The following is a 17,193-nucleotide window of genomic DNA, read 5'->3' as shown; positions in this document are numbered from 1 at the left end:
GTCGACGCTGGTCATGCTGTCACCGGTTCCGGCATCCGTGACGGCCACCGGTGGGTGACCAGCCACCGGTGGTCCGGGCGGAGCATCTCCAGCGCAGCGACGGTGACCCGCTGGCCGGGACAGTGAACGATCTGCCGGTAGACCTCGAACAGCGCGATCACTTGCGCCCAGTACGGATCGATGCCCACGCAGTCGTCGCGGTCGAAGCGGGCGTGGTCCCGGCGCAGGCGCTCCTCCCAACTGCCGATGTCGGCGAGGTCGATCCAGCTCGTCTTGGGCATCTGCACCCGCGGAAAGGTCGGACCGTCGGGTTCGGCGAGGATCGCGGCGACCTGGTCCAGGTGATTGACGTTGATGTGCATCGAACCGACGTGGTGCGCGTAGGTGCCTACCTCGACGTCGAGCTGCCGCGCGGCGAACTCCTGGATGAACGTGAACGCGAACGTGTCACCGAGCAGGCCTATGACCGCGTCGTTTCCGCGCATGAACGCCGACATGTGCAGCTCGCCTTCGCGGAGCATCAGTTGCAGGCCCAGCGTGCATGCCACATCGGGGTTGTCCGGGTCGACCAACTCGTCCGGCCGCATGATCAGCAGCGCGGCCCGCTTCGTGTCCGGGTCACGCCGCAGCAGAGCCATGACCCGGGTGAACTGGCTACGCCGGTCCTCGCCATCGGGCTGGAACAGTCGCGGACCGTATGCGGTGCCGGTCAGCCGCTCACCGTCCGCCGACAACGGTCGAAGGCTCGGCGCGTAATAGCCGATCATGTCCAGATCGTCGCGACCCATCAGGTACCACAACGCCTCCGCGTGGTTGAACACCACGTTCGCCTTCCGAGCCGCGATCAACGGCATCCGCACGACCGGATCCAGGAGCGTGAAACTGACGTTCGGTGTCTCGACAGCGGTCTTGGCCCGCGTGCTCGTGCGGTATCGAGGCGCCTCGAGGATGCCGGCGAGCACCGCCCGGTAGGCGTCAGTGAACCCGCGGAACGTCGGACCCGTGATCGTCGTCATCGCGGCTTCTCCATAGCGCTCAACACCGTCCGCGTCACCGCAGAACAGCGAAATGGTTCCAGGAAGGACAGACAGGTAGCGATGGTCGCGGCGTGCTCCCTCGTGCCGGCGATGCCTTGCAACCAGCCGATCCGCTCGAGCACCTCACGGCCGTCATTGACGATGAGTTCCTTCGGCACAAACGAGTGGGCGCCATACACATCCGCAGGGACAAGCGGTAGGCACCCCTCAAACAGCGACTCCCACCACCGCGACGTCATATGACCCACCTCGCGATACCGCGAAGGCAGCAGTAATACCGTCGCCAGGGCGCCGGCGTGGATCCGGGCAACATCGGCGAAGCCAGCGCGGCCAGAGAAGGTTAGGTGTGGCCAACGGCTGATGTGCGGCCATTTCCCCGCAACCTGATGACGCACCACTCGCGCAGCTGGTGCGAAGAACGTGTCGAAGTGGTCGTCGCGGTCGTACTGATTCCCGACATACACCAGCGGCGTAGCTCGGCGCCGGCGCGCCAGCAAAACAGGGTCAGCGCGATCCAGCGCCTCGTCCGGAACTGGGCAGGGGACATGATGAGCGCCGACCGTGTGCGCCAACGCGAACTCGCCAACCACCACGCCCGGCAACCGGCGCACCTCAGCGTCGGATGGAAGCTGACGGTCCAGATCCCAGATCAACAGAGTCGTCCGCGGCGCCGCCGCGTAGTGCCAAAGAAGCTCGGCTTGACGATGCAGGTCGCAGGTGTGGCCCGGCGTGCCGCACGAAGTGGTATTCCGGCCGGGAAGAGGCCACCGCCACTCCAACACGACCGTTTCGAGCGCAGGAAGACCCGATGGATTCCACACGAACCGATCAGTGAGATCCAGTCCCGCTTCCTCGAGGTCACGGTTCTTCTGAAGGAACACCATCTCGTGTTCGTCGCCTGCCAAGGCATCCACAAAGGACCGACGGAAGGCGCGGGCGCCGTCAGGAGTGTCAACGACTCCGGAGCCAAGGAATCCCCACATGCTGTAGCCGATTCGCACTTTTTCAGCCCTTCTGTGGTAGGGGCCGGCAAGGACAGTCCTGATCATGTGGTCTCAGCGTCCCGGGCTGTCTGGACGATCCGATGGTCAGCGCTGACGTAGACGGCTTTGCCCTGCTGGCCGGCAATGAGCCCTTCTGTGCGCAGAACCAGCATCGCGCTCGCGATCGTCTGGCGGCTGACGCTGTATCTCTCACACAAGACGCGACCGGTCGGCAGCGCGGCGCCCGGGGGAAGCTCGCCTGAGGTGATCTGCCGACGAATCTCGTCGGCAATATCGCTGTAGCTGTAGTAAACGCGAGGCATCGTTCATCCATAGGTCGTGTCAGTGCTGTGATCGGGCGGGCTGAGTAGGTCGCCGCCGATGAAGCCGCTGCACTCGAACGCAGCTGCCAGGTGCACCTGACAGCAGGGCGGACACCCATGCCCACGGGCAGTCGGGAGCGAGTCGTTAGGTGAGAAGAAGTTTGGATCCAGGCCAAGACGTGGGATAGCCAACGCAGTTCTGGACGTCGGACCTCACGGTTTACGCAGGTGGTCTGCAGCGAACGCGAACTCGTCGGCCGACGCGGCTCCCAGACAGAGTCCCCATGGGCCACAGCACCGAACGCCCACCGGCGGACCCGCGTGCCCTCTGCTGTCCGCCTCGTGACGTCTTTCGAAGCGTTGGGCTGCGAAGTCGGCGCAAGTAGCCAGCGGGATAGATCGCCGAAATCCGAGCCCATCGAGGTCCGGCCACGGCTCGAGATTTTCCGAAACCGCCGGATACGCACGGCCGCCTTGCCGGGCCTCCGGCGACTTGACCGTGCCGCACAGACCCACCGTTTGGCTGTCTGTCCACCTAACCAGGAGACGGCGCTCAGCTGCGTCGTCGATGAGCTCGGCTCAAGATGATGGGGCCCCGGAGGCCGAGACCTATGGACCGTACCTACCACGCGATGACCCGATGACAGTTGCGCCAAGGACGGCGGGCCAACCAGTCGCAATCGCCTGGTGACGCGACGCCGCAAGTTGCTTAGTTGAACACGAGCACGGAACACGGAACAGTCACCTCTTTGTATCGAGAGAAGCGTGCGCGTCGGCGCGTCGGCGCGTCGGCGCGTCGGCCACCGGCCCGCAAACCATGTCCGGGACCCGGAACAACCAGGCACGTGACGGATCAAGAGATCAAGCCATCTGCCGACTTGAGGGATGAGGTGCAGAAGCCCGCACAGAGCTCAGCGCATTGGTCTTCGCCTCCGGGTAGGCCTCGACGCAGCGGGTAGCAGCTCGCTCTGCCTGCGGCGGAGACTGACGGCGAACGCCTCCATCTGGTCGCCGTTGAAGCGCAATACAGGAGGGGCGTTTCCCGGCATCCGAACCTCCGCCCCGCCGTCGGGGGACATGACCATCCATGGAGGCCACCTACCGGCCTCGACCGCGGCCGCTAGGTCTGCCCATTCGTACGACGAGAACTCCAGAACGGGTCCCCTGGCGGCATCGGCGAAGTTCCGAACGAACCAGAATCCGTCGTTCGACAGGATCTCCCATCCGCCTGCCACGTCGAGGCCGGCGAGGCACGGCCTCATCCAGCGCACGAGGTGCCCCTAGTCTGAGTCGTGCAAGATCGCGACTGTGCAGTGGTGGCGACCGCAGACGCCAATGACGCTGTACAAGGGAGAAGCGGTGCGGCGGCCGGCGAAGTGCCGTGGGGGACGGCAGGGGCGGCCACTGGCACACCGGTTCCATAGATCGAGCTATCGGTGAAAGCGTCCTTGGGACCACAGCCGGAACGTTCCTTCTGGCCGTTAGCTAGTACCCGAGGCCCCGGTCCGGCATCGCAGCTGTGGTACATCTCGGTAGCCATGCTCTGCCTCCCGTCTGAGGGTCTGTTCCGCCGGGCTACTTGCCAGGCATCGAGGTTCCGCCTACAGCGCGGCGATCTCGCGATTAGCCACGTGCGTACCTTCAGCTCCCATTGACCAACATCCAGTCGCAAAGATCGAGTGGTTCCATGCGGACACCGACGTTGTCGGCATGGCCGAATGCTCCGGCAGCAATCCGAGAGCCGCTCAAGGTGCATCGACGGGCCGTACGACGGTGGACTAGGCACTCTTTTGAGATCGGCCGGTGTTGCGCCTGATCGACCCGATGAGCGAAAATCAAAATTTGCCATGACACTCCGCGCAATATCCCGAGGATGGCGCTAGGTGGGACAGGCTCCGAAGCCCCTGACGCCGACGCGGTCGGTCTTGGACTATGTCGGCGCACGGATCCGCCACCTCCGAACCGCGTGCGGTCTCTCACAGGCCGAACTCGGGGAGCAGCTGTTCGTTCACAGGGATCTTGTCCGGCGAATTGAGATCGCTGAGCGGATCCCCTCAAACGACTTCATCGCACGTTGCGACGTGGCGCTGCATGCGGACGGCTCCCTCACACAGCTGCTTCCCCTAATCCACCGGGAGCGACTACTACGCTCATATGCAGGCACGAAGGGGGAGTGCAGCGCATACCGCAGCAGCGCCGCAGATCGACCCGTGCTCGACTGGTTGATGGCTACACCCTCGACCGATCGGCGCCCAGCGGTCGACGACGACACCGTCACGACGGCTGTTGCGGCGTTAGCCAACCTCCGAAGTCAAGACCACGTGCATGGAGCAGGCGTCACCTACTCGAGGTTGGCTGAAACCTTGGATGGCCGTCTGTCGAGTCTTGCCGCGAACGCGCCACAGGTTGCGACCGGGATGCTCGAGTTGGCCGGTTACGACGCGGTTGACCTAGGCGTGGATGGCCTTGCCCAGCAGCACTACCTCCGAGCGCTGGCCCTCTTGACCAGGTCAGGCGACCGGGTCTACGGCGGCTACCTTGTTGCGGTCAGCTTGGCCCACCTGGCACTGCATTGCGGTGACCCGCAACAGGCACTCCGGCTCGCTACTGCCGGAATCCACGGGACCAACGACCACGCCTCCCCGGCGGTCAGAGCAGCTTTCCGCATCGTCCTCGCGCGGGCATACGCCCGCCTCGGTGACGAGGGCGCCTGCGCAGCAGCACTTCTCCAGGTCGACGCCGATCTCGCTCGAAGCCGACCAAGCGAAGAGCCAGCATGGATCCGCTACTTCGGCGAAGCAGACCTCGCTGATGAAAAGGCGCATTGCTTCTTTGACCTTGGCCGCTATCAGCTCGCGCACCGCGAAGCCGAGATCGCGCTGACGCTCTTGCCGCCGCATCGAGCCCGACGCATCAGCATCGACACCGCACTCCGGGCGGCCGCTCACGCAAGGGTCGGCGAACTCGAACAGGCCTGCGCCTTCGCTCGCTCCGCAGTCGACCACGCCGCCGGCCTGGTTTCGTTCCGCACGACACATCGCATCGCGCTCATGCTCGCCGAGCTGCAACCTAGTGCTGACGTTCCGGAAGTGCGCGAGATCGTCGACTACGCCCACACCACCCTCAAGCCACTCCCGGCGCCGGCGTAGCGGATCGCATTCGCGATAGGACGGCCTGGTAGGCGGCCAGTTCAGCCTCAACGGCGCTTCGTCGGGCGGCGGCAGAAAGATAGTGGCCGACCCCATCGAACTCAAGCAGGTCTACCAACAGGCCGTGATCTTGGACGGCGGCAGCCAGTCTCCTCACATCTGAGACCGGGGCGACATCGTCGGCGACACCGTGGATAAGCAGAACACCGCGTCGAACCTCGTCTGCTCTGACTGGGGAGGTCGCGGAAGCCAAGATCGTCGCGTGTGGACGTTGAAAACGTGGAGCTGTCGTTCGCCAACGTTGCGGATCGATGATCGCTGAGCGAGCGACTGCAAGGGCGAACGGACCGTCGTCGCATACGGCCTTGAGTGCGGTATAGCCGCCAGCACTGGATCCGGAAATGAACACGGCGCTGGTATGGACTCGACCGGCCTCGATGAGGTGAAGCGCGACGTTGCAGCAGTCTTCCACATCGACGTGTCCCCAGCCTCCGTCGAGCGCCTTACGGAACGATCGGCCGTAGCCGGTGCTGCCTCGATAGTCCACTTCGGCGACCGCAAACCCGCGGCTCGTGAAGAACTGAACCTCAGGGTTTAGTCGCAACTCGCTGTTGTACGTCGGGCCGGCGTGGGGTCGCACGATCAACGGCGGTTGCTTGCTGTCTTCCAAGGGCGGGTAAAAGAGCACGGTTGCCGTGGCATCGCCTGCGGCCACTCGCAGCACCTCCGGTACGGAGACCCTGGCTGGTTCCGGGCGAGCTGAGGAGCGTCGGATGACGTCCAGCGTGTTGCTGCCGTCGGTTGCGACCAAAGCGATCTCCGGCTCCCGTGTCGGCGAGGCGCCGATCAGGCCGACCCGGTCGCCGAGCGGTGCGAGGTATGGCTTGATCGTCGTATACGGGAGGTCGACGACGCGGCTTGTCAGGTCCGATTCGACGAGGACGAGCCTCTGTTCCGGTCCCGACTGAACTGTCAGGGCAATGCGGTCCCTCGGCAGCAGAACGTAGTTGGAATAGGTCGACTCCCATGGAGCCGTGGCACACTCGGCAGCCACTGGCGCGACTGCATCAACGTGGCCGTCGCGCCAGCGATAAAGGTTCCACCATCCCGACCCGTCCGAGATGAAATAAAGGGTTCCGTCAGGTCCCCAGGTCGGCTGGAGGGCCGACTCCTCAGGACTGCCGGCCACCCGCTGGGCCTGCTGGATGCGACCTCGGTTGGGTCGGTGGCCGATCCACACTTCGCTTGAATCCCATGGCATTACATCGCCAGCCCACTGGCTCCAGGCGATCCGAGTCCCAAGCGCACGTGGTGACGCCAGGAAGCCATCGGTGGTGTGGAGCGTTCCGTGTTCACCCACGAACGCGGTCAAGAGCCACAAGCTGGTCGCCGCTTTCGCGCTCGCGAACCGCTAGCACCTCGCCGTTGTCGTATTCAAGATCGCCGTACGTGAACGAGTCAGCGGTTTCTCCAGTCCCGACGACGCAACCTGTGGAGGCGTCTACAGCGACCAAGCCCTCGGATCCGAGGAACACGAATGGTCTACCGCCGTACGAGTGAAGTGAGCTCCCTATGCTCCCACCGCGGACGCCGTAGCCGACGAGCTGGCCTCGCTCCAGGCTAACGACAACGGACCTTCCTGTTGATGGTCGTTGTTCTAGCCAGCTCAGACGACCTCCACTACCAGTGAGCCAATCGAAGTCGGAGCCGGCTTCCACTAACAGTGGATCATCAGGCATGGTCACGTGCTCGATCGCCGGCCTGGCCTCATCCTCCATCGGTCGATCACAGCACACGGTGGCTGGGAAGACGAACGGTGCACGCCCCACGGAGGGGGCGAACAGCCGCCAATACTTGTCTAACCCGGGTGACGACGAGACCTCGGCGGTGGCACCGCGAGCCGGAGTACGGCGGACGTTGGAGCGCCCAGCCGAGCTACCCGGCTTTAGATCGTCAAGAGAGTTCCGCAGGTAGAGATGAAACCGCGGCGCCCGCACCGTCAGGAACATGCTCGCAGCCTCGCGCGCTCGTGTTAGGTGCTGTTAGATCCAGGCCCGTGCTCCCCTGTTCTCGGCTGGCTTGTGTCGTGGTGTCGTGGACGTGGAACCGAGGCCGTGATCGCTTCGGGCGCCCGAGTCCCCGGGAGTCTTCATGGTTCTTACGAGCCCGCGAACCCCCACCGTCGTCCCTGTCGCGACGTCGCAGTCACTGCCCGACGCGGTTGTTGAGCTCATTCAGAATCCTTTGACCCCTGGCACCCTGGCAGTCGCGGTCGTGGCCGTCATCTGCCTCTTAGCGCTGATGGTGGCTGTGATGGTGATTGGAAGCCTTGCTCACCGTCGGCGCCGAGTCCGTCGGGTTCGCTGGCGTCTTCCAGGGATCGCCCGCTCGCTGTCCGTGGCGCTGGTCGGCACCGCATCCGTCACCACGGTGGTGGGCGCGAGCGCCGCAGTCGTAGGAATTGCGGACGGGGACGCCGATCTGCAGCATGTTGATCGGTCGCCTGACGAAGCCGGCTGGTTTGCGACACCGGTCCTGGCTGGGGGCGTGGCCGTAGGTAGCGCGGAACCTGAGAGGTCAGCCGCGACCCTTGCTGCGGATCCGCCCCGCCCGGGCACCCGCAATGCGAACCTTCCCCGCTGGGCTCGGCACGCGCCAGGGGGCACTCATCGCGTTGTCGCAGGTGAGAACCTGTCGAGAATCGCCGCTCGACACCTGGGCAACCCAGACCGTTGGCCTGAGATCTACAGACTCAATCGGGGACATGTCCAGAGCAACGGCTACCGGCTCACCGATCCCGACGTGATCCACGTCGGATGGGTCCTTGCCCTGCCCTCGCGTGAGAAGGGTGCGATCACCGGTGCACCGACCGATCCTGATCGAGGTGACGGTGGCCCTCAACGTCCTACTCCTGGTGCGGCACCTGCCAGCACGCCCAGCCTTACACCGTCGTCGAGCCTGCCCGCTGTAGATGACGGTGTAGTCGCACCGTCGGTGTCCCCGGCCGTGACGTCACCCTCGGCCGGTCGGGCTGGACCATCCCCTTCATCGAGCTCTCCTACTGATTGCGCCGGCTCGCCCATGACGCCGGCGCCCGGCGCCGGCAACGGCTCCGTGGCCACGCCAGTCGGATGGATCACCGTCGCTGGTGGCGTGGTGGGTGTCGGTCTGGCCGCTGCCCTGATTTACAGCGTGCGTATGGTCTGGAAGCGACGTCGTCACCGCTTCCGGCCTGCCTCCATCACTAGCCCGATCCTGCAGGGCGCGGACCTGACCACACCCCTGGCGGCGTTGGCTCGGCTCCGGCATGGTCTGCGGCGGGCGGCACCGGACGTGCTCGACCAAAGCCCCGACCATGGCCCGACCGTCCATGAGTACGTCGCAGCGGATGTGAAGCCCTCGATTACGTCCTGGGGACCTAGCGGCGCCGAGCTTGCCGGCGTGGGCACACTCCCGGTCACCGTAGGTCTTGGGCTGAACGGCCCGGCAGCTCTAGATGCCGCCCGTGGCATCCTGGTCGCCGCTCTCACCGCCGGTGACCTTGGCGACTCGCGCGGTCAAGGCTGCGTCATCATCCCGTCCTCAACGTTGGCGACACTGCTCGGCGTCACGGCGGTCGACCTGCGTCCGATGCGGCGCCTGACCGTTGCCGAGACCTTCGCTGCCGCACTTGGCCTGCTCGAAGAGGAAATCATCCGGCGAAGCCGGATCGTCGCCGATCGCGAAGTCGTGACCGGTCACGCGCTGCGTGAAGAGTGGATCTTCGACGAACCGTTGCCGCAGTTGCTGCTCATCGCCGACGTCCCGGACCCCACGTGGCACACCAGGCTGGACGGCGCGATACGCCTCGGCCAGAGCGTCGACATCGGCGCTGTCCTGATCGGCGCGTGGCGCGACGGGACCACGCTGACCGTGGCACCGGACGGCACCACGCAGGGCGGCAACGGCGAGCACGTCGCCGTGCTCGACACCCCAACGACCGCCCAGGTCCTCGCCATGCTCGCCGAGGCACACGACGACCTCACCTCACCGGCGCCAGCCCCGAAGCTCCAACAATTTGCAACCGAGGCGCGCCCGCCCCGCGACCGCAACGACCACGCCCCGCGGGTGTTCGACACAGTCGTGCCGAGCCGACAGGTCGCCGACCCGCCCAGCCCGGCTGAACGCCAGCCAACGCCGCCGGCCGAAACCACTCCCACGCAGGTGAATGCCCGGGTGCTTGGCGAACCGGCCATCCTCGACAGAAGTGGCAGGCCGGTGCGCGGCCTGCGAGCCAAGAGCCTGGAGCTGTTCGTGTACCTGGTCGTTCACCGCGCCGGCGCCAACCTGGACGACATCATGGAAGCGCTCTGGCCTGACGTGACCGTATCCCGCGCCGCGGACCGCCTGTCCACCTGCGTCGCGAACCTGCGCACCACGATCCGGTCGATCGCCCAGACAGGCACCGAACGAGCCACGAACGCGACCAAGATCGAACCGGTGATCAACACCGGTGGCCGCTATCACCTCGACCCGAGGCTGCTGCAGGTCGACTGGTGGACCGTCCAGGATGCCTATGCCCAGGCCGCCACCGCCGACAACGAAGCCCGCCTGACCCACCTGCAGGCCGCGATCGGCGTGGTCACCGGCGGTCTGGCCGACGGAAGCGACTACGAATGGATCGACACCGACCGCGAGCACACCCGGCGGCGCCTGCTGACCATCTATGCCCAAGCCGGGGACCTCCAGATCGACAACCACCCAGACACCGCGCTCGCGCTCTACGACACCGCACGCGCGCTCGACCCACTCTGCGAGGACCTGGCGCGCCGAGCGATGCGGACCGCAGCGCGCCTCGGCGACGCTGCCGGTGTCCGTGACCGCCTAACCTCGCTCCGACGCGAACTCGACGACAACGGACTCGAGATCGACCCGGACACCGAGAAGCTCGCATCTACCCTGCTACGCGAAATGGCCCGGCCATGACCGAACCGCAACGGATGCCACCGCTGGACCGCCCCTTGCTCCGCGCTGACCAGGAGGGTGGCCCGGCATGATCGTCTCACTGGACCCCGAACTGCTGGCACGGCTGACGCGGCTCGATGACTCCCGGTCCAGCGCGCTGGCCGGCGAACTCGACCACGACCTGGCCGCGGCGGTGCGACGCACCGCGTTCATGCGACGTCTCTTCTACGCCGCGGTTCTCATCGTCGCCCTCTACGGGACAGTCACCGGCGCGGTGACCGCGTTCGACCTGCCGTGGTGGATCGCGATCGGTGGCATCTTCGCGTTAGAGCTCGGCGGTGTGACGTTCCTGTCCAACGCCGACGTCCGACGGCGGCTCGGCGAACACGCCGCCGCATCGCGGCTGCTCGGCGCGATCATCGCCGCTGCCGCAGCCGCGTTCAACCTCGCAACGCACGACGATCACCTACTCGGCGGCTTCTACGCCCTGATGAGCGTGCTCGGCTTCGTCAGTTGGTGGATCGATGTAGAAAACAAACGCCGCGACCTGCTGCGGGTTCGAGGACTGCTGCCCGCACCCAGCCCGCGATACCAGGCCTGGGCACACTGGATCCGCCACCCGATGATCACCGCCCAAGCCCGCAGCCTAAGCAGGGCATACCCGCAACTCGGACTGTATGGCTCGCTCGAAGCTGCGCTCATCACGCGTCGGCAACAGCGGCGCGACGCCGCACTCTCAGAAGTTCTGCGCGCCCGTATCCACGCCGCAGCAGGCAAACAAATAGCAGACATCGCCGTGCTCACCTACGACATGGACGAGGTCACACGCAGGCTCCGCGCGACCGCGGACTATGACAGCCTCACGGCGCTCGTCGCCAACGAACTTGCCGCCGAGCGCATCCTCCGCCGCGGCGACAACCAAGACACCGACCGTGCCCTCTTCGCGCGACGCGCCAATGAGTACGACCCGCCCACCATCGCGGGCGCCTACCCTGACGAACCCGTCGCTGGGGAACGCCGTGACAAAACCCGCGGTCCCGGCGAACCTTCGTCTCCGCACGACGATCTCGACCTCAGCGACTCCGCGACGGACGAGACACCGTACGGTCCGCTGATCGCCCTACGCGGCCCGCTTATGGCGGACGGCTCGACCACCAACGGCCAACCCGTGTCCCTTGCCCGCACCTTCGCGCGCAGCACACCACCAAACTCGCCGACCGCGGCTGTCGCCGTCACCCTCACGCAACCCGTCGCCAGCCGTCGCCCGAGTTCAGCGGACGCGCTGCCTGGCCCACACGCCACCACCATCTCCCGACCCTCCGCAGATCCCGGTCCCACCGCAGACGGGCGGGCACTCATCACCGTCATCGGCCAGCCAGGCATCTTCGATCCGGCCGGCGGCCGAATGCGGGGCGTGCGCGCCAAGAGCATCGAACTACTGGTCTTCCTGGTCATCCACCGCGCCGGGGCCCCACTCACCAAGATCCTCGACGCGGTGTGGCCGGACACCACCACGGAGAAGGCAAACCAGCGACTCTCGACCTGCGTCAGCAACCTGCGCACAACTCTGCGTTGCGCGTCACAAGGCATCCATCAGGAAGACCGCGACGGCATCGCCGACGGTCTACGACTCGAGCCCATCATCAACACCGGCGGTCACTACCACCTCAACCCAGCTGCCGTCGCCGTCGACTGGTGGCAGCTGCTCGACCAACGCAAAACCGGCACACCGACCGCTGCCGACACGGACGTCGACACGGCGCGTGCCCGCATCGCCGACGGCCACGACTACCCCTGGCTCGACACGAGACTCGGACACGACGACGCACTGATCGCGGCGCTGCCGCAGCTGACGGTGCACCCTGTGGCATCCTGAGTATTCGAACGGATGTCCGAAGGGGGGATCGCCATGACGGGACCAGCTTGGCTGCCGGCCGCGGTCGAGGTCTGCTGCGGCGAAGGCGGGTCATGGGCGCGTCCCGGCGAGGCATTCGTCACCGGCTGTCAGCTCTGCAAGAGGTCGCCTTCCTACTGGCAACGCGGCCGCACCGCGCCCTACGCCGTGAGCGCACTCGGCAGCAACGTCGATCAGGCGGCGCTCGACGCACGGCTCGCCAAGATTGTCGCAGACGAGACATGGCCAGAGGACCTGCGCGCCGAGGCCGAACTCGCCGCCGAGGACGGGCTCGAAATCCAGGAGCTGACCGACGACGCGATCGTGACCGCCCTCAACAGGCGGATCGTGGAACGCGACGCCGACCGTCCGGTCCGCCGGTGAAACAGCCAACAGCGGTCGAGGTCGCCCAGCTCCTCGGGGCGGATCTGACCGCCCTGCCGCTGGCCCACACTGCCGACGTTGCTGCTGCCGAAGCCGGTGTCGCCGCCCGGGATTCGCTGCCGTGTATCGGCTGCGGCGCGCCCGGCAAGGTGATGCTCGTCGCGAGAACGCCCCTCGGGAACCGATGGGTCGATGTCTGCTACAGCTGCTTCGCCCTGACCGCAGCCCGACGTTAGCCGCTCAAAACACCCGCTTGAACGGCTTGTGGTGGCAGTGCGGATCCAGGCGAACCGAAGCCACAGCCTGTTCGTCGGTGACGCGGCCGAAGCCAGCCAACATCGTCGAGCGGGATTTCTGCGCCAGGCAGAGCGGCTAAGGGTGGTGGATGGACTTGCCGGTAGGCCGCCCATCGGGCCGAACAGCACCGTGCCGGTGACGGCACCTCAACTCGAGGTCGAAGTCGGCCGCACCGTCGAAGATCCGGTCCACGCCGGTCGTACTGGAGATCATTGGGAAGACCGCCAGCACCTCGATGGTGTCGATCAGGTCGGCGTTGAGCAGCGCCCGGTCGAGCATCAAGCACCCGTGGGAGCGCTGCGCAAGCCGGACTCAATGGTGGATTCGCCGTTGTGGTTGGCGAAGCCGTCGAGCGGCGAGAAGATCTTGAAGGTCCGCCTGATGGTCAAGGTGACTCTTCGCGGGAAGTTGGTCGCGCTGCGGGCCTAGCTCAACCGGTAGAGCAGTGGACTTTTAATCCACAGCCTCATTCAATGCCCAATGCGCTGATCTTTAGAAACGTGCCACTGGATCATCCAGTGTGGACCTGCGACGCTCCTAGGCGTCTCGCGTGTTCGTGCCTTGTCGACGTACGCCCTGGTCAGCGTGGGTCCGGCTGCGTCCGGACGGGTCCTCGAGCAAGTCGAGTCCGAAATCGAACTTGAGGTTGGCCGATGTTCCACGCGCCGCTGCCACGGCGAGGGTGTGCCCGAAGTCGAGTGCGGATTGTCCTGCGGGCGGCTTCATCCATCTCAGGCACACGCGCGTGCACGGACAAGTGCCTTGAACCTCGCTGGTTGGCGGTGCGGCCCGCAATGATGCGGGCCGCATTCGCCGTTCACCCACCCCCTTCCAAGTCCCCATGAGTAGGAGACGGGCCGAGAGTGGATTGCTCAGTGGAGTTGTCGGCCTCCGGGACCGGGGTTTGCTTTAGGCGTAGGGTTATCCCGCGTCTTGTCTTTCGAAGTTCCAACTCGAGGTGGTGTTTGCTGTTTAGGGCCTTCCTTGCGATTACCCACGTCATCAGCATTGAACCGAGCCCGAGAATGGTCGAAGTAGCCGGGAGAACCCATAGAGTCGGGTCTCCCAGCACGCGGCCCTACCGGCGCCGTCTCATCAAGGTTTTCCTCCGCATGCGTAGCTTGTACAATTGCGAGGCTGGCGGTGAACCCTTTTTGAGGTGATCGCTACCATTCTCTCGGTTGACAAGGGGATTGTTTCGCCCCAGGCGAGCCGATGTTTACAGATTGTATTAGCACCTTTGGGCAAGCAAGGAAGCCCTTTGGCGCCTAAGAAGGTCACGACGGAAAAGCCGTGAGTTGTCCGAAATAGTACCCCCCGCTTGCCGGGAAGTCGTTGACAGTAGGTGGGTTGCTACCGTTTTGTGATGATCCATCGGAGGCACACCAGACTGTGATGACCGGTCGCGCGCGGGCGGTCGTGGCGTTATGAAGATGCAGGGTGGCCTGCGGTGCCTTCGTGAGTTGCCCCGATTCGGACGCTTCTGGTGAGCTGATCATGCCGCGGTTACGTTGCTGGCGTCGCGGCCCTCCGCCAGCGGGGACAGGCCGCCAAGGACCGGGGCGCGGCGACCTCGTACAGCGGTGCCCCGACCTGGACTCCGGCCGCAGCTCGGCCATGTACGCGCGGCGGCCGTATCTGCCCAGGGGCCATCTGGTGGATGCCGCTGGTCCGCCTGGGCGCGGCTACACCTCCCACCTTGGTCGTCGCGCTCCAGCGTGCAGGACTGCCGGTGGATGGCGTGTTCACGGACGTAGCCGAACGGAGGCGGTCGCTGCCAATTTCCTTCGTCCGCTGTCGCGCTTGAATCCGGAGCAAATCCGCCAATCGTTTTGCTTGTCGAAGTTCTGCGGCGCAGTGGCGCCTGCACGCCCTCGACGCACTCGATCAGGCGGTCGACGGCCGCGACGCCCGACCACTGCACGAGGTCGTCACCAACAGCGGTTTCTTTGATCACACCATAATGGACATTACGTGCGGACTTCCTGCCGAGCTGCCCGGGTCGGGGAAGACGACGCTGGCGAAGCGGCTGGCCGACGAGCGGGCCGGCGCGAGCAGCCACCGTCGGCCTCGACAAGGCTCGCGGCGATGGCCGCCTAAGCCCGGGCCAAGGTCGGCACCGTGCGGACGCGAACCCTCGATCGGGTGGCACCGCCGGCCTCGACGTTGCGACACAGGAGCTGCTGCAGCAGGATCGACGCTGATCTACCGACGGCGGTAATCCGTTCGATTCTCCGTAGAAGCTGGCCGCCGGGTGGGGACAACGGAGGTCGCGATGCAGCGCATCAGCAGGGCCGTTGCGATCGTGCTGGTTGGCTTGGCTATTGGCCTCCTAGGGAACGTGGTTGCCGACTGGATTCAGGTTCCAAACCGTTGGAGACCGTGGATCGTCCTGATGCTGGTTGGCCTCGTCCTCGCAGCCGTCGGTGCCGAGTTGATCACTGACCGACGCCAGAGCGACCAGCCGTCGATCGATGACGCGCTGTCGAACCTCGCCGATGTGGTTAGGCGACAGTGCTGGCAGACAGAACGACAGTTGCGAGTCGATGGCGCCCCCGCCATGCCTATCCGGGTCAGATGGATCTCAGAGCAGGAAACTGCTGGCTCATTAAGAGACCTTCCAAGCACTTTGGACGCGAAAACGGCGGGGCTAGATCAGATAGTTAAAGAATACGCTCGTATCAGATCAGGTCGCCTTGTGATAGTGGGAGAAGCGGGCTCCGGAAAAACTGTTCTTGCGCTTCGCTTTGCAATTGACTATCTCTCACAGGGGGCCCAAGGCCCTGTTCCGTTAATTTTCAATGTCGGCTCTTGGAACCCACTGGTCATGGGACTCGAAGAGTTTCTATCGGCGGTGCTCGTCCGAGATTATCGCACAATCGCTGCACGCACTCATGGCGATGAACTGATGGCAGATGTTCTAGTCCAAGGCAGGGGAATCCTACCTATACTCGACGGCTTCGACGAGATTGAGGAGCATCTCCAGAGCGCGGCACTACTTCAGCTCAACTCTTTCGCTGCGCCAATGCTCGTTACAAGTCGCCCCGATGAATTCTTTCGCGCCGTGGCCGAGGTCGGTGCCGTTAGCGCCGCTGCTGTTATCTCGATCGACTCGCTCTCCCCTGACGGTGTTGAGACATACGTAGGCGGGCCAATAGCTGGCGGCGAGATCGACACAGGTTGGTCAGTCGTCATAGAGCGTATAGGCCGGACCGATCCAATGGCACGGAAGCTCGCCGCTGTCCTTTCCAATGCCCTCATGCTCTCATTGGCGCGAACTGCCTACGGTCGCACGCCGCGCTCAGACCCAAGAGAGCTTCTAAAGCTTGCAGGCCTCCCGTCTATCATGCATATCGAGGAGGCTCTGATGGCAGCGCTAATACCAAGCGTCTATGGGCCACACGCACGACGCCCATCCAAAAGTCTCACTGGCCGACGGCATAGGTGGTCGAATACTGACGCAGAGCGTTGGCTTGGATTTCTCGCCTCACGACTCGACGACTTGGGCGTGCAGGACATTGCCTGGTGGGAATTAGTGAAACACCCTTATCTCGCGCCAGACCCTCTCCCGCCTACGAAGATCCAACGGGCTGCCGGCCTAGGACATTCCCTTAGAATGGCTCGTCGGACTTGGTTGCAGCATTTGTTGCTCGGCTACCTAATTATGGGGGAAATCGGATATGTTCTGGTTAGGTTTCTGGTTCCCGCTGCGCCCTACCCGCCCCCTCCTTTGCCCCTAGCGCTTTGGATTGTGGTCGGCATCTTCCTGCTAGTCCTAATGACCGTGATCGAACTTTTTGCATATGTTGGCGGGTGGGGTGTCTGGCTCGCAAAGGTCCGATTCGCATACCCGTTGACAGGTCGGCTTCCTTGGGCATTGATCCGGTTTCTTGAGGACGCTTGTGATCGAGGGGTCCTCCATCGTTCAGGCGCGGTCTATCGGTTCCGGCATGCGCGCCTACAAGACTGGCTGGCGCGTTCCTATAGGGCCGAACACTGGTGGGCCCGGCATACCCATGAGGCTGCCCTAGCGGAGCGGGCCCGACCGTCCGAGCCGGTCTAAGGTCCGGGCGGGACAACTCGGTATGTCGGAGGAGTTCACTTTACGACGGAACTAGAACCGAAGCCTCAGTCGTGGTGTTCCTGGGGGTTGGCGGCGTGGATGCTCTCATAACCAGGGAC

Annotated in this window: 12 protein-coding genes; 7 read left to right on the top strand and 5 right to left on the bottom strand. The window is 64.7% G+C overall.

What is annotated here, in order from left to right:
- Positions 1-11: 11 nt before the first annotated feature.
- The 3 genes from DFJ67_RS34775 to DFJ67_RS34765 are packed head-to-tail and all read right to left on the bottom strand — an operon-like array spanning position 12 to position 2,343.
- Positions 12-1,016, bottom strand: a complete 1,005-nt coding sequence (locus DFJ67_RS34775; RefSeq protein ID WP_116072862.1) for a thymidylate synthase — start codon at positions 1,014-1,016, stop codon at positions 12-14.
- Positions 1,013-2,086 carry a hypothetical protein gene (locus DFJ67_RS34770; protein ID WP_239097097.1) on the bottom strand — a complete coding sequence of 358 codons (1,074 nt, stop codon included), beginning with the start codon at positions 2,084-2,086 and terminating at the stop codon, positions 1,013-1,015. The genes DFJ67_RS34775 and DFJ67_RS34770 overlap by 4 nt, the downstream gene beginning before the upstream one ends.
- Positions 2,083-2,343 carry a winged helix-turn-helix domain-containing protein gene (locus tag DFJ67_RS34765; protein WP_116072861.1) on the bottom strand — a complete coding sequence of 87 codons (261 nt, stop codon included), beginning with the start codon at positions 2,341-2,343 and terminating at the stop codon, positions 2,083-2,085. Before DFJ67_RS34765 ends, DFJ67_RS34770 begins: the two co-directional genes overlap by 4 nt.
- A 1,883-nt stretch (positions 2,344-4,226) precedes the next feature.
- Between DFJ67_RS34765 and DFJ67_RS34760 the strand changes: the two genes are divergently transcribed.
- Positions 4,227-5,492: a helix-turn-helix domain-containing protein gene (locus DFJ67_RS34760; protein ID WP_116072860.1), complete on the top strand. Its 1,266-nt coding sequence runs from the start codon at positions 4,227-4,229 to the stop codon at positions 5,490-5,492.
- On the opposite strand, the gene DFJ67_RS34755 is transcribed toward DFJ67_RS34760, so the two are convergent.
- Positions 5,467-6,864: a S9 family peptidase gene (locus tag DFJ67_RS34755; RefSeq protein ID WP_244940448.1), complete on the bottom strand. Its 1,398-nt coding sequence runs from the start codon at positions 6,862-6,864 to the stop codon at positions 5,467-5,469. The two genes, DFJ67_RS34760 and DFJ67_RS34755, sit on opposite strands and share 26 nt — an antisense overlap.
- A complete protein-coding gene (locus DFJ67_RS42435) occupies positions 6,845-7,270 on the bottom strand; it encodes a hypothetical protein (RefSeq protein ID WP_147315728.1) in 426 nt (141 codons plus the stop codon). Before DFJ67_RS42435 ends, DFJ67_RS34755 begins: the two co-directional genes overlap by 20 nt.
- A 1,303-nt stretch (positions 7,271-8,573) precedes the next feature.
- Between DFJ67_RS42435 and DFJ67_RS34750 the strand changes: the two genes are divergently transcribed.
- The 6 genes from DFJ67_RS34750 to DFJ67_RS44810 all read left to right on the top strand — a co-directional run bounded on the left by DFJ67_RS34750 (position 8,574) and on the right by DFJ67_RS44810 (position 17,074).
- Positions 8,574-10,457, top strand: coding sequence for an AfsR/SARP family transcriptional regulator (locus tag DFJ67_RS34750; protein ID WP_239097094.1), 1,884 nt, complete (start codon positions 8,574-8,576; stop codon positions 10,455-10,457).
- Between the two features lie 67 nt (positions 10,458-10,524).
- The gene (locus tag DFJ67_RS34745; RefSeq protein WP_116072855.1) at positions 10,525-12,312 is read left to right on the top strand and encodes a hypothetical protein; all 1,788 of its coding nucleotides are present in this window, start codon (positions 10,525-10,527) and stop codon (positions 12,310-12,312) included.
- 33 nt (positions 12,313-12,345) lie between these two features.
- A complete protein-coding gene (locus DFJ67_RS34740) occupies positions 12,346-12,714 on the top strand; it encodes a hypothetical protein (protein ID WP_116072853.1) in 369 nt (122 codons plus the stop codon).
- Positions 12,711-12,950, top strand: a complete 240-nt coding sequence (locus tag DFJ67_RS34735) for a hypothetical protein (protein ID WP_116072851.1) — start codon at positions 12,711-12,713, stop codon at positions 12,948-12,950. The genes DFJ67_RS34740 and DFJ67_RS34735 overlap by 4 nt, the downstream gene beginning before the upstream one ends.
- Positions 12,951-12,981: 31 nt before the next feature.
- Complete coding sequence (locus DFJ67_RS43455) at positions 12,982-13,440, top strand: hypothetical protein (protein ID WP_203783431.1); 459 nt, start codon at positions 12,982-12,984, stop codon at positions 13,438-13,440.
- Positions 13,441-15,286: 1,846 nt separating this feature from the next.
- The gene (locus DFJ67_RS44810; RefSeq protein ID WP_147315727.1) at positions 15,287-17,074 is read left to right on the top strand and encodes an NACHT domain-containing protein; all 1,788 of its coding nucleotides are present in this window, start codon (positions 15,287-15,289) and stop codon (positions 17,072-17,074) included.
- Positions 17,075-17,193: the final 119 nt, after the last annotated feature.

It is taken from the genome of Asanoa ferruginea, assembly GCF_003387075.1.
Taxonomy (GTDB): Bacteria; Actinomycetota; Actinomycetes; order Mycobacteriales; family Micromonosporaceae; genus Asanoa; species Asanoa ferruginea.
This window is presented reverse-complemented; position numbering and strand designations above follow the sequence as displayed.